Annotated in this window: 11 protein-coding genes; 5 read left to right on the top strand and 6 right to left on the bottom strand. The window is 69.5% G+C overall.

The annotated features are described in order from the left end of the window. The first annotated feature begins 12 nt into the window (after window positions 1-12). Together IPL40_00545 and IPL40_00540 are read left to right on the top strand one after the other, a co-directional pair. On the top strand, window positions 13-669 hold the full coding sequence (locus IPL40_00545; GenBank protein MBK8479658.1) for a hypothetical protein: 657 nt from the start codon (window positions 13-15) through the stop codon (window positions 667-669). A 68-nt stretch (window positions 670-737) separates the two neighbouring features. Then, window positions 738-1,817 carry a hypothetical protein gene (locus IPL40_00540; protein ID MBK8479657.1) on the top strand — a complete coding sequence of 360 codons (1,080 nt, stop codon included), beginning with the start codon at window positions 738-740 and terminating at the stop codon, window positions 1,815-1,817. Here the strand turns inward: IPL40_00540 and IPL40_00535 are convergent. The 4 genes from IPL40_00535 to IPL40_00520 form a co-directional block, all read right to left on the bottom strand. Beyond that, window positions 1,779-3,488: a UPF0182 family protein gene (locus tag IPL40_00535; GenBank protein MBK8479656.1), complete on the bottom strand. Its 1,710-nt coding sequence runs from the start codon at window positions 3,486-3,488 to the stop codon at window positions 1,779-1,781. The genes IPL40_00540 and IPL40_00535 overlap by 39 nt on opposite strands. Window positions 3,489-3,491: 3 nt before the next feature. After that, window positions 3,492-4,688, bottom strand: a complete 1,197-nt coding sequence (locus IPL40_00530; GenBank protein ID MBK8479655.1) for a UPF0182 family protein — start codon at window positions 4,686-4,688, stop codon at window positions 3,492-3,494. A gap of 130 nt (window positions 4,689-4,818) precedes the next feature. Continuing rightward, entirely contained in the window at window positions 4,819-5,517 is a 699-nt protein-coding gene (locus IPL40_00525) for a response regulator transcription factor (protein MBK8479654.1), read from the bottom strand. A 41-nt stretch (window positions 5,518-5,558) separates the two neighbouring features. Then, on the bottom strand, window positions 5,559-7,118 hold the full coding sequence (locus IPL40_00520) for a HAMP domain-containing histidine kinase (GenBank protein ID MBK8479653.1): 1,560 nt from the start codon (window positions 7,116-7,118) through the stop codon (window positions 5,559-5,561). A 155-nt stretch (window positions 7,119-7,273) separates the two neighbouring features. Between IPL40_00520 and IPL40_00515 the strand changes: the two genes are divergently transcribed. Together IPL40_00515 and IPL40_00510 are read left to right on the top strand one after the other, a co-directional pair. Beyond that, window positions 7,274-8,218, top strand: a complete 945-nt coding sequence (locus IPL40_00515) for a hypothetical protein (protein ID MBK8479652.1) — start codon at window positions 7,274-7,276, stop codon at window positions 8,216-8,218. A gap of 68 nt (window positions 8,219-8,286) precedes the next feature. Next, window positions 8,287-9,021: a CPBP family intramembrane metalloprotease gene (locus tag IPL40_00510; protein MBK8479651.1), complete on the top strand. Its 735-nt coding sequence runs from the start codon at window positions 8,287-8,289 to the stop codon at window positions 9,019-9,021. Between the two features lie 67 nt (window positions 9,022-9,088). Here the strand turns inward: IPL40_00510 and IPL40_00505 are convergent, their stop codons facing one another. Further along, window positions 9,089-11,806 carry an insulinase family protein gene (locus IPL40_00505; protein ID MBK8479650.1) on the bottom strand — a complete coding sequence of 906 codons (2,718 nt, stop codon included), beginning with the start codon at window positions 11,804-11,806 and terminating at the stop codon, window positions 9,089-9,091. Between the two features lie 279 nt (window positions 11,807-12,085). On the opposite strand from IPL40_00505, the gene pyk reads away from it, so the two are divergent. After that, entirely contained in the window at window positions 12,086-13,504 is a 1,419-nt protein-coding gene (gene pyk / locus IPL40_00500; protein ID MBK8479649.1) for a pyruvate kinase, read from the top strand. A 24-nt stretch (window positions 13,505-13,528) separates the two neighbouring features. On the opposite strand, the gene IPL40_00495 is transcribed toward pyk, so the two are convergent. Then, window positions 13,529-15,532 (bottom strand): cation:proton antiporter, encoded by a 2,004-nt coding sequence (locus IPL40_00495; protein MBK8479648.1) that lies wholly within the window; start codon window positions 15,530-15,532, stop codon window positions 13,529-13,531. Window positions 15,533-15,642: the final 110 nt, after the last annotated feature.

Genomic DNA, 15,642 nt, shown 5'->3' with positions numbered 1-15,642 from the left:
GCTTTTTCGGTCGTGAGCCGTCTCCCTCGCATCGCTGCACTCTTCCTCGTCGGCGTCGCCGGCGCTGGGCTCGCACCGGCCCTGAGCTCGGCGACCGTCATGCCGCGCATGAGCCTGCGGGACCTGGTGGGCAGCGCCGAGCGGATCTTCGTCGGCACCGCGCTCAGCGCCACGGCCCAGTGGTCCGAAGATGGACGCTTCATCGTCACCGACACGATCGTGCGCGTCGATCAGGCACTGGATGGCAGCGCCGGCGGCGGCACCGTGGTCGTGCGTGAGCTCGGTGGCAGCGTCGACGGCATCGGCATGCGCGTCGCGGGCAGCACCGAGCTTCCAGCGGGACGACAGCTGCTGCTCTTCACGCGGCGCGCGAGCGCTGGGCGTCTGCGGGTGGTGGGCATGCGCCAGGGCGCCTATCTCCTGGCGCAAAACGCGCGCGGCCGCACCGTCGCGCAACGGAGCCTCGAGGGCCTGACGCTCCGCCCGACGACGCCAGCAGGCCCGGCCGCCACGACGACGAGCCCGTCGACGCGCGCCGCCGCCGCGGCGGGAAGCAGTGAGCTGCTGCTCGACACGTTCGTCGCGCAGGTGCGCGAAACTGTCACCGCCTGCGCCAAGACTACGGACCGCTGTCGTCCCGCCTGGGCGCGGCGGCCCGCCGCCGAGTGAGGGCGCTCGTCGGTCCCACGCCTGGCGATCCCGGCCGCGCCGGACGCCTAGCCGGAGACAAGGCCAGCATGCGCGCAACCCCCCTCAGCGACGAGGTCGGTGTGATCAGAGCACGACAGGAAGAACTCCGGCGCGCAGCGCGCGCTGCTTGCGCTGCGCTCAGCCTGCTCGCCAGCCTCCTGCTGCCCCTGGTCGCCGACGCGTCCGACGCGGGGACGGCGGCCGCATCGGACGCGCCGACCGCGTACTACGTCCCGACCTACAGCGCGAGCACTCCTGCCAAGGCGCTGCGCTGGATGCGGAGCAACTGCGTCGGGATGCGCGCCAATAGCGCCGGCAGCGCCGACGTCGATGACGACAGCGAGCTGGAGGCCTTGAACCGCGCCATCAGCAACTGGACCGAGGCGACGGAGTCCTGCTCCTTTCTCCGCCTGAAGGCGCTTCCAGCCCGCGACGACGCCAAGCCCGGCTTCGACCGCAGCGGTCCCAACGAGAACGTGGTGAGCTGGATCGAGGACGACTGGCAGTCCCTACGGGCGGGCGACGGCCCGGCCGCAACGGGCGCGTCGGCGATCACGATCGTCTTCTACAACGACCAACCGACCAGCCCGGACTACGGCCGCATCTATGATGCGGACGTCTACCTCAACGGGCAGCACTTCACCTTCTCGACCGGGGGAGAGCGCGGCCTGACCGACGTCGAGAACGTGCTGACCCACGAGCTGGGCCACGTGATGGGCCTGGACCATACCTGCGACGATGGCCAGCGCAAGCCGCTGCCGCTGGACAACAGCGGAGCGCCGATCCCCTCCTGCTCGAGCCGCAGCCTCAGCGAGTCGGTGACCGAGGCCACGATGTACCCGAACGCCAGCACGGGCGAGACGAAGAAGCGCAGCCCCGAGGCCGGCGACGTCCAGGGCGTCTGCCAGACCTACCCCTTGGACGAGGATCCCCAGCGCTGTGAGCCCGTAGACTTCGGGCACCACGGCGGCTGCGCCCTCGTGCCCGTCCTGGACGGGGCCGCGGCCGCGCGGCGGGGAAACGCTGGCGCCGAGGCGCGCGCCGCCGCGACGTTGCTGCTCCTCGGCGGGAGCCTGCTGCTCCTGCGCCTAGGGCGTCGGTCGCGCCGGCAAAGACGAGGGCTTTAACGCCGGCGCGAGCGCTCGACTGAGCGCCTCGAGCCGCTCGGCGAGTTGTTGCTGCTCGCGACCGTAGGCCGCCCAATCGCCCGCGCCGAGCACCTCTTGGGCCTTCCGATAGTGCCCGAGCGCCTCTCCGGCCAGGCGCGCCGCGGGTTCGATGCTCCCGACGTCGACGCCCTGGGGTCCGAGGCCGCGCACCTGCGTTTCCGGCGCCCGCGCCGCTTCGGCCGCGGCACGCACACCCTCGGGTGTATTGGTCCGCGCGGGCGTCAGCGACGGCCCGAAGACCTCCTCGAGCGCGCGACGCAAGGTCGGCTGCATCGCCACCTTGTTGCCGAAGGAGACGATCACCTGCTTCAGCTCCGGCAGCTGGGTCTGCGTCGACTGCAGGTAGATCGGCTCGACGTAGAGCAGCGACTGCTCGATCGGTATCACCAGCAGATCCCCGCGAATCACCGAAGAGCCCTGCTGGTTGCGCAGCGTGATCCACTGCGAGATGTAGTCGTCCTGGTCGATCCTGGCCTCGATCTGCATTGGGCCGAAGACCAGCTTCTGCTTGGGGAAGACATAGACGCGCAGCTTGCCGTAGTCCTCTTCCTCGCAGTGGCCGGTCATCCAGGCGACCATGTTGTCCTTGTTCGTCGGCGTGTAGGGCAGCATGAGCAGGAACTTCTCGGCCCGCTCACCCGGCAGCCGCATGATCATATAGTAGGGCGTCATCCGCGCCTGGGAGGTCACGACCTCGGCGCTGACGCCGCGCACGCGCCGCGGGACCTCGCGGCGAATACCTGCCTTCTCCTCGAGCTCGCGGGCGATGTTCCACTTATCCTCTTGATTGTAGAACACCCGCGGGTCGGTCATGTGGAACGACTCGTACATCGCCGCCTGCACCGTGAAGAGGTCCTTCGGGTAGCGCACATGGGCGCGCACCGCCGCCGGCATCTCGTCGCGGCCCTTGAAGAGCGACGGGAACATCTTCCGATAGGTCTGAATCATCGGATCGCCGGAGTCCCAAACGTAGAAGGCGAGCGAGCCGTCGTAGGCGTCGATCGTCACCTTGACCGAGTTCCGCAGGTAGTTGATCCGCTTGCGGCGACCGAGCGGCGTCGGCTGCGAATAGGGGTAGCGATAGCTGATCGTGTAGGCGTCCTGGACCCAGAGCAGCCGCCCATTGGCGACGATGATATAGGGTTCCTGGTCGAGCATCAGGAAGGGCGCGACGCTGGCCACGCGCTGTTGGATGCTGCGGTTGAAGAGGATCCTGCTCTCGGGCTTGAGGTGCTCGGTGAAGAGCAGATTGACGTCGCCGAAGCGCATCGCGAAGAGCAGCCGGCGCATGAAGGAGCCGACGCCGACACCGCCTGGTCCCTCATAAGTGCAGTAGGCGTTGTCGCGTCCGCGCGGGTAGTCGAACTCCTGGGTCGTCGTCTTGACCAGGACGTAGTCGTCGCTCTCCAGCCCGTAATAGATCTCCGGCCGGGTGATGCGCAGCTCGTCGTGGCGCGACTGCGGCGGGATGTCCTTGATCCAGAAGTCGGGGAGGCCCTCGCCGATCGCGTGATTCACCGGGCTGAGGCAGACGCCGTAGCCGTGGGTGTATTGGAGGTGACGGTTGACCCAGGTCTGGCTCTGCGCCGGTAGCTGCTCGTGAATCAGCTCGCGGGCCGACAGCATCACCTGTTAGTAGCGTCCGTCGATGCGATAGCGGTCGACGCTGATGTTGGGGAAGTCGTAATAGAGGCGAATCACCTGCATCTGGCGATAGGTCTCGCGCAGCGGCCGATGGTCCCAGATCTTGATGTTGTCGATCGTCGTCGGGTTGGCCGCGAGATCCTTCGCCGTCAGCGTCTCGTTGGCGGGAAACTCGCGCACCTCGACCTTGTCGATTCCATAGGCGTGTCGCGTCCCCTCGATCGCGTGCTCGAGGTAAGGGCGCTCCTTCTCCAGCTCATTCGGATTGACGATCAGGCGCTGCACGACGGTCGGCCAGGCGAAGACCCCGAGCAGCCAGAGCGCGACCACGCCGGCCACGCTGATCAGCGGCCACTTGATCGCCTCTGGACCGCTGCGCGCGCCGCTGCGCATCGACACCAGGAGAAAGGCAGCGCAGACCAGACAGGCGACGATCAGCACCCGGTAGGCGACGAGGTTGGCGTAGACATCGGTGTAGGTCGCGCCGTAGGCGATGCCGCGCTTCGAGAAGAGCGTCTCGTACATCTCGATGCGGAAACCCCAGGCGATGGTCGCGACGACGCAGGCCAGCGCGAAGAGCAGGTGCGCGCGCACGGCGGGCGACATGATCGGCCAGCCGTTCTTGACGACGATCGCGCCGCGCGCCGTATAGACGATCGCGGCGAGCGCTGCGCAGAGCGCGGTCAGGTAGACCAACCATTGCTGCGCGAACTGCAGCAGCGGCACGCGAAAGAGGTAAAAGCCGACATCCTGGCCGAGGATCGGCTCGCTGCGCCCGAAAGGCGTCGCGTAGAGCGCCTTGAGCACGTCCTCCCAGGCCCGGGCGGCCCAGTAGCCCATGGCCGCGGCGACGAGCAAGGCCGCTGCGACGACCACCGGTGTCGAGACGCGCGCCACCAGATCGCGTAGGTCGAGGTTCCCCTCCGGCGTCATGATCACCCAATCCGTGCGCGGCCGGCTCAGCCGTCGGATCAGGTAGACGTGCAGCGCGAGCAAACTCAGGGCGACGAGCCCAAAGACGACGCCGGTGCCGAGCTGCGCCACCAGCGTGGTGACGAAGACCTTGGAAAAGCCGAGCTCGACGAACCAAGCATACTCGGTCCAGAAGGTGGCGGCGCCGTAGAGCAACGCGGCGAGGAGGGCCAGCGCGACACCCGCACTGATCAGCAGCTTCTTGTACTTCATCGCTTTGGTCTCACTTCTCATGATTCGCGCAAGCAGGCGGCGCTGCGCGAGGCGTCGGCGTCATACCAGCCGGGGAGAGGGGTGACAAGCCGCGCCCGTCGGCGTGTGGCCCGCTCAGCCGGAGCGGGGCCTAGGGGACGAGCTTGTACCCGCAGCCGTAGATCGTGAGGATGTGGCGCGGCGCGCGACTGTCGTCCTCGATCTTCTTGCGCAACTTGACGATCACGTTGTCGACGGTTCGATTGGTCGAGCTGCCATCGAGGCCCCAGATGCGCTCGAGCAGCTCGTCGCGCGACACCGGCTCCCCTGCCCGCTCGCTGAGCATGCGCAGCAGCTCGACCTCACCAAAGGTCAGCGGCTCGCTGCGCCGATTGCGCGAGACGAGCTGCTTCTTCAGGTCGACCGTCGCGTTGCCGATCTGCAACAGCTCCGGGCGTGCGCCGCCAGCGCGGGCCGAGCGCCGGAAGATCGCGCGGATCCGGGCGATCAGCTCGGCGACGCTGAAGGGCTTGGTGACGTAGTCGTCCGCGCCGGCCTCGAGCCCGCGCACCTTGTCGGTCTCCTGGCCACGCGCGCTGAGGATGATGATCGGCAGCGCGGCACTCTGCGCGCGAAGCTGCTCACAGACGCGGAAGCCGTTGAGGTCGGGCAGCATCAGGTCGAGCACGACGAGGTCGACAGCGCCCTGCGCGGCGCGCGCGATGCCCTCGCCTCCCGTCTGGGCGGCGACCACCTCGAGACCCTCGAAGCGAAGCGCGTCGCTCAGCCCGCGCAGCAGGTCGGGCTCGTCCTCGATCAACAACACGCGCTTGGTGGCAGGCTCGACCATCACTCTCGCATCGGCGGGCGGTTTGGCGGCGACGGGCAGGCTCAGGCTGCACCGCCAGCGACCGTCGGCGGAAAAGATATCTCGAAGGTGGCGCCCTTGCCCAGCTCGCTCCGCACCTGGGCCCGCCCACCGTGCGCCTGGGCGATATGCTTGACGAGGCTGAGCCCGATCCCCGAGCCACGCTGCGGGCCCTGCCGTGCGCGCTCCCCGCGATAGAATCGCTCGAAGACGCGACGCTGCTCCTCCGCGGTCAGCCCGGGGCCATCGTCGCTGACCTGGAGCCGCAGGGCGTCGGGGCTCCGCTCGAGCCGCACGCGAATCGCTGTTCCGGCCGCCGCCCCATACTTGAGGGCGTTCTCGACCAGGTTCAGCACCAGCAGGGTGATGGCGCTCTCGTCGAAGACGGCGGTGACGGGGTCGTCGGGCAGCGTTAGCTCGAGGCGCACCTGGCCCTGTTCGGCGCGATAGCGGCAAAGCTCGAGCGCGCGCTCGACCACGCCGCCCAGGTCACCCTCGCGCATCGCGTAGGCATCCTTGCCCCGCTCGATCCGCGCGAAGTCGAGCACGTTGTCGATCTGGCTGCTCAGCCGGTCGCTCTCGCGCATGATGATCTCGGCGTACTCTCGCGCCGTTTGCGGGTCCTTGCCTCGCCCCAGGGCCAAGAGCTCGCCGAACATCCGAATCAGCGAGAGCGGCGTCTTGAGCTCGTGACTGACGTTGGCGATGAAGTCGCTCTTCAGCGCGTTGGCCCGCCGCTCCTTGCGCACCGCGATCAGGATCACCACCATGCCGATCCAGATCACGGCATTGGCGCCACCGACCAGCAGCAGCGCGGAGACTCGGCGTGCACGGGCGCCGCGGTAGAGCGGCCCGAGCTGGTGCGGTGCCACCTGCAGACGCCACTTGTAGAGCGTCGTCGGGAAGACATCCTCGAAGACGAGCGGGCTCGAGAAGGCGACCGGCCGGCCATAGACGGGTCGCGCGCTCTCCTCGTCGAGGACCGAGATCGCGTTCGTCGACTCGAGCTCTCTAAACTCCTGAGGAAAGACGTCGTCGACGATGTACTGGAGGTTCATGTTGAGCACGAGGTAGTAGTCGCGGCCACCGGCGCGCTGGCGGATGTAGGAGATCAGGTAGGGCCGCCCGTCGTAGCGCTTGTAGAGGTGCCTGTGGCGCTCGGCAGCCAGGCGACCGAGCTCGAGATCCGCGAGCATCCGCCGCACAAAGAGCCGCCGAAACGCGTCGAGGGCCGCCGCGTCGAGCTTGGCGACCAGATGCACGACACGGCGGTCGGCGCCCAGCACCGTAACGCTCTCGACGGCCGGGCTGACGCGGACGATACGCCGCCAAAGATCCCGAAACTCCCGGGGATCATCGACGCTGACGAGCCGAAAGAAGGTGCGACCACCATCGATGATGATCTTCTCGATGCGGTCGATCAGCTTGATCCCGAGGGCCCGGGTGCTGCTTTCGACGGACGCTTCGCTGCGTTGAGCCAGCTCGGCCGCGAAGCGGTAGCTGTAGTAGCCGAGCACCAGGGCCGCCACCATGACTGCGGAGAGGATACCCCACAGGGGTGAAATCCCACGTCGTTGCGGCAAATTAGCCCACCATTCGGGTGCGTGATAGCATGAGCCGCGGAGCCCTCGCAAGGCGGTGTGGCAGGGCGCCGCGGTGTCGCCCACCTTGCCACACCGCGGGAGATGTGGTAGGAGCCGAAAAGATTTTCCCGTATGGCATGCGCAATATGGAATACATGATATTCAAGGAATCGCCCATCGAGGTCGGTGGCGAGACGGACGCCTTCTGCGCGAGCTGCAAGACGGATACTCAACATACCGTCGTCACCGTCTTCGAGGGCGAGATCCGCAGCGTGCAATGTTCGGTCTGCGGGGCGAGCCATGCGTATCGCCCGCCGCGCGGCGACCTCGACGACGAGGTCCCCGAGCCGATCGCGGTGCGGCGCCGGCAGAGCCTGCGCAAACGCCCCTGGCCAGAGGTCATGGCCGACCACTCCGCGGCACGCGCCGCTCCCTACTCGCCCGCGTCCACCTACACCGAGGGCGATATCTTTCGGCATGGGGCCTTCGGACTCGGCTACGCCAGCGAGGTCGTGAGCGAAACGAAGTTCGAGGGGACCTTCGAGGACGGCCCGAAGATTCTCGTCCACAACCGGCCCGACCTGGCCACCCGTCACCTGGCGGCGACTCCCCCCAGGACCGAGGGTCCGGCCGCGAGTCGACCGGCGGCGAAGCGTGCGGCGTCTGGACGCGCGGCGGGCGGTCGCGCCGCGCGCAAGAGCAACGTCAAGACCGAGGGCCAACCGACGGTGGGCCAAACCCTCGCTGCCCGCCGCAAGCGCGCCGCTGCCGGGAAGCGCGCGGCCGTCGGCGTGGCGCCCAAGCGCCCCAGCGCGGTCGACGCGCCCCGTTCACGCTCCGCGCCGAAGGCCGGCGCCGGCGGCGGAAAATCGCGCGCGAGCGCGCCAAAGACCACCAGCAGCCCGCCCGCACCGGGCCTCAAGAAGGCGCCGAAGCCCGCCCGCGCGCCGGCCACCAAGAAGCGCGCGCTGCGAGCGTCGGCGGCAGCGCGGCCTGCCCGCGCGTCCGGGACCGGCACGAGCGAGGCGCGCGCGACCGCACGCGCCTCCGGTCAGCGCAGCGCCGCAACGGCTGGGCGCGGCGGCGGACGCCGGCGCTGAAGGCGCCGCCCCAAGAGGGGCAACCCGCCCCCCGGACAGCCATCGCACCCTGTTGAACCGCGCCAACGATGCCTAGCACCAACGGCCAGCGACGCCGACAGCCGCGCCTGCGTCGCCCCAACCTCCTGACGACCATTATCCTGGTGCTGCCCCTGCTCATCTTCTATGAGCTCGGCACGCTCCTCACGAGGTCGCTGAACGGCGTCGACCTGATCACGCGCAGCCTGCTGCGGTGGCTCGGACCGGCGGGCTTCGTCGTCCTTCAGCTCAGCCTCCTGCTCTCGCTCTTGGTGATGGTGTTCTTTTTGCGGCGCGGGCAGCGCTTGACCGCGCGGCCCCTGTTGGCCGTGCTGGTGGAGAGCACGCTCTACGCGCTGACGATGGGCACCTTCATTGTCTTCGTCGTCGTCGACCTGCTCGGCGTCAACCCGCTGCAAGCCACGGGCGCCGGGCACGCGACCGTCCACTTCAGCGTGATCGGCGCCTTGGTCGTCTCCGCCGGGGCCGGCGTCCACGAGGAGCTCGTCTTTCGCGCGGGGATGCTAAGTGGCCTGAGCGCTGCGTTGCGCCGTTGGGGTGGGATGCGCAGCTGGCTCGCGGCCGGCGCGGCGCTGCTGATCAGCTCGCTGGTCTTCGCGGCGGCGCACCACCCCGAGCTGCTGCGTGGTGAGGTCGCCCTCTACCCGCTGATCTACCGCACGCTCGCCGGCGCGTTCTTCGCTGCGATCTACCTGCTGCGTGGCTTCGCCACAGCGGTCTACACCCACGCGATCTACGACGCCTACGTGCTGCTCTTGGCCTAAGCGCCCGTTGATCGATTGCGGACCGAGCGAGGTCCGGAGCGACAGCCTGAGGTCGATGCTTGGGCTGCTAAGCCCCCTCGGGACGCACGATGGCGACCACCCGCCGCTGCTCGACCAGGTAGCGCCGCGCGACGGCGCGGAGCTGGGCCGGAGTGACGGCCGCGACCTCATCGGCATAGCGCCGATAGGCGGCGAAGCCCAAGCCGTAGAGCTCGTCGAAGGCCAGGCAGGACGCCAGCGTGGACTTACGCTGCAGCGCGATCTGATGGGTGCCAATCGCATAGCGCTGGACCCGGCGCAGCTCGCTGGCGCTGACCTCATCCTCGCGTAGTCGCGCCACGTGCCGCGCAATACCCTCGAGCACAGCTTGGACCTTATCTGCAGAGGTGGCCACATGGAGGACGAAGCGCCCGGGCTCGAGGCCCTCCTGCGAGAAGGCGTCCAAGCGGTAGGCCAAGCCCTGGCCGTCGCGGAGGTCGAGGAAGAGACGCCCCCCCTGGCCCGCCAGCAGCGCCGCCAACAACTCGAGCGCGTGGCGGTCACGACTGCGCAAGGTGGTGCCCGGATAGCCGACGACAACCTGCGCCTGCGCCTTGGGCAACGTCAGCTCCGCCAAGCGCGGCGCCCGCGCCGTCGGCTCGGCCGCGGGCGTCGGCGCGCGGAAGGCCACGCGACGCGGCTTGCGGCCAAAGAGCCGCAGGCAGCGCGCCCGCAGCCCCTCGACATCGAGGTCGCCCGTGGCCACGAGGACGAGCCGATCCACCGTGAAGTATCGTTGATAGTAGGCGGCCAGCGCGTCGCGACGGAGGCCAGAAATCGAGCGCGGCGTTCCCAGCGGATTGAGCCGGTAGGGGTGGCGGCGATAGGTCTTGGCGGCGAACAAGTCGAGGGCGATGGTCATTGGGTCGTCCGCGCGCGCCTCCCACTCGTCCAGCGCCTCGCGGCGCCGCCCCGCGACCTCGGCGGGGTGGAACGCGGGGTTGGACACGCAGTCGGCCAGCACCTCGAGCGCCTCGTATTGGAAGCGGGCCAGCACGTCGAGCCGCAGGCCAAAGCTGTTGCGCCCGGAGAAACCACCAATCGACCCCGCCATGCGCTCGACCGCCCCATTGACCTCGTCGGCGCTACGCGTCAGCGTTCCGCGCGTGGCCAGCGCGGCAAGCAAATTGTTGATGCCGTTGTTCGCCGCCGTCTCGTAGCGCAGACCGCCGAGCCAGGCGGCGCGCATCACCACGATCGGCACCGAGGGATCAGGCAGCAACACCAGGCGCGCGCCGCCGGGCAGGCGCCAGCGGGTCGGGACGGGAGCCCGCGCAACGAGCGCCTCTTTGCTTCGGACCGGCGCCCGCAGCGCGGCCACCACCGCCTGGCGGAGGTCGGCCTCCAGGCGCGCGTCGACATGCGAGGTGAGCGCCACGAGACTGAGCCGCTCCGCCCTGAGGTAGCGACGGGCGACCACCATCACCTGCGCGGCGTCGACCTGCCGCACACGCTCGAGATAGCCCCGGTCGAAGTCGGGATCGCCAGCGACGGACTCGAAGTAGCCGAGTTGGCGAGCCTGCCCTTGCACCGTCTCCTGCTGGTGCACCGCGTCGCCCTCGACCAACGCCCGAGCGCGCTCGAGCTCGGCGCGTGTCGGACCGACCTGCGCCAGGAGACTGAGCTGCTCAGCGATCGCCGCCGCCGCCTCGACCACGCGCTCGGGGCGGCTGGCCGCATTGACGATCAACAACCCCGGCTCGCGTGGGGCATAGGCATAGGCCGCGATGTCGGTGACGACCTGCTGCTCGTCCTTGACGCGGCGCACCAGCCACGCGCCCTCGCCCTGACCGAGGATCACGGCGGCGAGATCGAGGGCCGGGCTGTCGGCGGCCGTCAGCTCCGGAATACTGAAGCCGAGCGCGAGCTGAGCCTCGCGACAGGGGCGCTGAACCGTCCGCACGCGCAGCCGCCGCTGCGGAGGCTCGGGCACGCGCGGGGCGCGCGGCACGCGGCGCAGGTTTGCCGCCGGAGTGGTGCCGAAGATGCGCGCCGCGCGCGCGGACACGCGCGCAGCGTCAACGTCGCCGACGACGACCAAGGCCATCCGACCCGGCGTATAGGACTGGCGCAGGAAGCGCTCGAGCGCCGCGCGGCGAAAGCGCTGAACGGTCGCGGCCCAACCGATCACCGGACGCCGATAGGGGTGGCGCTCGAAGGCCAACCCAAAGAGCTCCTGGGTGGCGACGCTGGCCGGATTGTCGTCGCTCTCCTTGATCTCCTCGAGGATGACCTCGATCTCCTTGCGCAGCTCGGCCTCGTCGAGCCTGACGTTGAGCACGGCGTCGGCCAGCACGGCCAGCCCTCGCCGCCACTCGCGCGCCGGCATGGTGACGTGGAAGACCGTATGATCGACCGAGGTCCAGGCATTGACGTCACCGCCAACGGACTCGATCGCGCGCGCGATATCGCCGACGCCGCGCCGCGCGGTCCCCTTGAACACCATGTGCTCGAGGGCGTGCGCGGCCCCGGCCAGCGCATCCGACTCGTCAGCGCTGCCGGTGTCGATCCAGAGCTGAAGCGCAACGACCGCTGCGCGGTGGTTGGGTCGGACGATGACCCGCATCCCGTTGTCGAGCTTCGACACCGTATTGGCACTCCTGGTGGCAATGAGCGGCGGCGGCCCGCTGCTGTGCAGTCGCGAGGTCGCGCAGCCGCCGAGCAACGCACCTGCGGCGAGCAGCACGCCCAGCAAGACCGCGACCCGACGGTTGCTCGCGATTAAGAGCATGATGTTCACGATCATCGAGCGACCGGCCTCACCAGCCGCGTCTGGTTGTCTAGCATCTTGGCCGGCGCGTCGTCTCTCCGATTCGACGGGCCACGGGCCGCCTGCGGTGCCTCCAGCGCAGGCCACCTGCGGCTGACTTGTGGGGGCGGTGTTTCGCGGCCTATTGTCGCCCTCGCCGCCAGTACCGCCCCTGCGGGGTCGGTGCTCGCTCCAGCACAGTGGACCCGCAGGACGAGATGGAGACTCAGCGCCAAGCAGGGCCGCAGCAGCGGTGGCGCGAGCGGATGGAGACCGATGAGCACCCGGCCGGCTGACCAACGGACGAAGATCCTCTGCACGCTCGGGCCCGCGTCCTCCGACGAGGGAACGATCGGCGCGTTGCTCGATGCAGGGGCAGATGCCTTCCGCCTTAATTTCTCGCACGGCGACGCGGTGCAGCACGGTGAGCGCGTCGCCACCGTCCGACGCCTGGCCGCAGAGCGCGGACGACAGGTCGCCGTGCTCCAGGACCTCCAGGGGCCGAAGCTGCGTCTTGGTCACCTCCCAGGCGGCCGCGTCGTCGTCCAAACCGGCGACGCGCTGACGATGATCGCGGCGGCGCAGAGCACGCGCGCCGACGAGCTCCCATGCAGCTACCAGCCCCTCGCGCGGGAGGTCCATCCAGGGGACCGCATCCTGCTCGACGACGGTCGGGTGGTGCTGCGGGTCACGGCGAGCGCGCAGGACCGCGTCCGCTGCGTGGTCGAGATCGGCGGCGAGCTGAGCGATCACAAGGGCCTCAACCTGCCCGGCGTCGCGCTCTCGGTGCCCTCGCTCACGGTCAAGGATCGGCGCGACATTGTCCTCGGGCGACAGCTCGGCGTCGACTATGTGGCGCTCTCCTTCGTCCGCAAGGCCGACGATCTGCGAGAGGCGCGCCAGCTGATCGGCGACGTCCCGCTCGTCGCCAAGATCGAAACCGCCGAGGCTTTGGTCGATATCGACGCCATCGTCGAGGCGGCCGATGGGATCATGGTCGCGCGTGGCGACCTCGGCGTCGAGATCGGTCCGGAGCGCGTGCCGATGGCCCAGAAGGCGTTGATCGAGCGCGCGAACGCGGCCGGCAGGCTGGTCATCACCGCCACCGAGATGCTCGAGTCGATGCGACACAACGCGCGCCCGACCCGGGCGGAGGCCTCGGACGTGGCCAACGCCCTGCTCGACGGCACCGACGCCGTGATGCTCTCCGGCGAGACGGCGGCCGGCGCCTATCCCGTGGCCGCCGTGCGCGCGATGAACGCGATCATCCGCGAGACCGAGGCCTCCCCGCTCTATCGCCAGCGCGTCGTCGCTCCGCCCGAGGCGCTCGGTCAACGCGACAGCACCAGCGCCGTGGCTCGGGCCTGTGTCGCGGCGGCAGCGACGCTCGGCTGCGCGACGATCCTCTGCTACACGGAGAGCGGGGCGGTCGCCCTCCTGACCTCCGAGTACCGACCAGGCGCTCAGTTGGTCGCCGCTTCGGAGCACGCCACGATCTGCCGGCGGCTCGCGCTACGCTGGGGCGTCGTCCCCCTACTGCTGGCGTCGACCCCACGCTCGGCCGATCAGGCCTTTGCCGAGGTCTGCCGCGCCGCGGTGACCGCAGGCCTCGTCAACGCGGGCGAGCTGGTGGTCTTCGCCGCCGGCAGTCGACCGGACGGTCCGAGCGACCTGATCAAGCTGCTTCGTGTCTGAGCGCTGGACCGCGCGCGACCGCGCTCAGGCCCCCGGCCTGGGCGATCCGGCGAACAACGCGGTGGCCTGGCGAATCGCCGCCCCTGATCCGACGAGGTAGACGACATCGCCGTGGCAAAAGGGCTCGTCGGGATCGGGATGATCGAGCAGCTCGTCGCCGCGCCGCACCGCGACGATCAGGGCGCGCGTGCGCTCGCGAACGGCGATCTCCCGGGCCGTGCGCCCAACCGCCGCGCCGCGCTCCTCGACCAGGACGCTGTCGATCTTCAGATCCGAGAGCGAGCGCTGATCGGCGAGCGCGCTGCGCGGCAGCGTGATGTTGCGCCGCGACGTTTGCAGCTGTTGCCGCATCGCGCGCACCTGCTCTTCGATCACGTTGCGTGGCACCTCGAGCTGGCGCAACAGGCGAATCACGACCTCAGCGCTCGCTTCGACCTCTTCGGTCACGACCTCGGTCGCGCCGAGATCGACCAGCTGCGCATGATCAGCCCAATAGCGGTTGCGGACGATGACGGGCACGGCCGGCGCGACACGCCGCGCGGTGTCGACGACGCGCAGCGCGGCCGCTGGATCATTGATCAGCACGACCACCGCGCGCGCGGCCCCGACGCGCACCAGGCTCAGGGCCTCGCTGCTGGTCGCGTCGGCGTAGTGCAGCGGCTCGCCGGCCGCGCGGGCGCGTCGCACCGTCTCGGCGTTGAGGTCGAGGACCACGTGGTCGAGCCCGCAGGCGCCCAAGGCCTGCGCGACGAGCCGACCGGCGACGCCGTATCCCACCACGACGACGTGGTCGGCGAGCGCCCGCACCTCCGCGTCGACGCGCAACGCGGAGCCCGTCGTGCGTCGGGCCAGCGGCGCCAACACGCGCTCGGCGAAGGTCACGCGCGGCGCCAGTCGCAGCAGCAAGGGGACGAGAAACATGCTGAGGATCCCCGCAGCGAGGAGCACGCTTCCGGTCTCGCGGTCGACCAGCCCGGAGCCCTGCCCGAGCCGGATCAGGACGAAGCCAAACTCGCCAAACTGGCCCAGCCCAACGCCGGCGAGCCAGGCCGCCCGCGCCGGCAGGTGCATGACTAAGGCCGAAAGAGTCGCCAGCGCTCCCTTGGCCGCGAGGAACCCGAGCAACAACAAACCGACCGCGAGCGGTCGAGCAAGCAAGAGGCGGCCGTCGAAGAGCATCCCGAGCGAGATGAAGAAGACGCTGACGAAGGCGTCGCGCAGCGGCAGCATGTCGCCCATCGCGCGGTGCTGAAAGTCGGAGTCCGCGACGACCATGCCACCGACGAAGGCGCCCAGGGCCAACGACACGCCAGCGAGCGACGCGAGCCAGGTCGTGCCGACGCAGATCGCGAGGATCGCCAGCAGGAAGGACTCGCGACTGCGGCTGGCATCGACCCAGCGCAGCAGGCGTGGCACCACGATGCGCGCCACCAACAACGCGCCCGTCACCAGCAGGGCGGCCTTGCCCAGGGCGACGCCGGTCGCCAGCGCTGCGGCGCTCCAGGGCATGCGGCTGCTCAGCACCGGGACCAGCAGCACCATCGGCACCACGCAGAGGTCCTGAAAGATCAGCGTACCGACGATGAAGCGCCCGTGCGGTGCGTCGAGCTCACCGCGGTCGCCCAGCAAGCGCAGCACGATCGCGGTGCTCGACATGGCGACGACGAAGCCGATGAAGACGGACTGCGCGAGCGTCATGCCGACGGCGAGGGCGACCCCCGCGGTCGCGCCGATCGTGGCGCTGACCTGCAGCGCCCCGCCGAGCGCGAAGGAGCGAAAGATCTTCGTGAAGCGTGCGACCGAGAACTCGAGTCCGATGGTGAAGAGCAGCAGCACCACGCCGACCTCGGCCAGCGTCTCGATGCCGCTCGCCTCGCCCACGCGCCCGAGCCCGAAGGGGCCCAGCAGCGCTCCAGCGGCGAGCAGGCCCGCCACCGTGGGCAGGCGCAGCCGTGACAGCAGCGCCGAGACCACCACGCCAACAGCCGCCATGATCGCGAGCTCGGCGAGCAGCGGGATTTCGTGCATCAGACCACCCGGTCGCTGCACACGGCGCGCAGCGTCATCTGTAGCGACCTTGAGGAAGCGTTGGCCGCACCCTAGCACGGCGTCGAGGAGCGGAGCTCGCACCCGAAGGC

This window comes from Pseudomonadota bacterium (genome assembly GCA_016711215.1).
Classification (GTDB): Bacteria; Myxococcota_A; Polyangia.
This window is presented reverse-complemented; position numbering and strand designations above follow the sequence as displayed.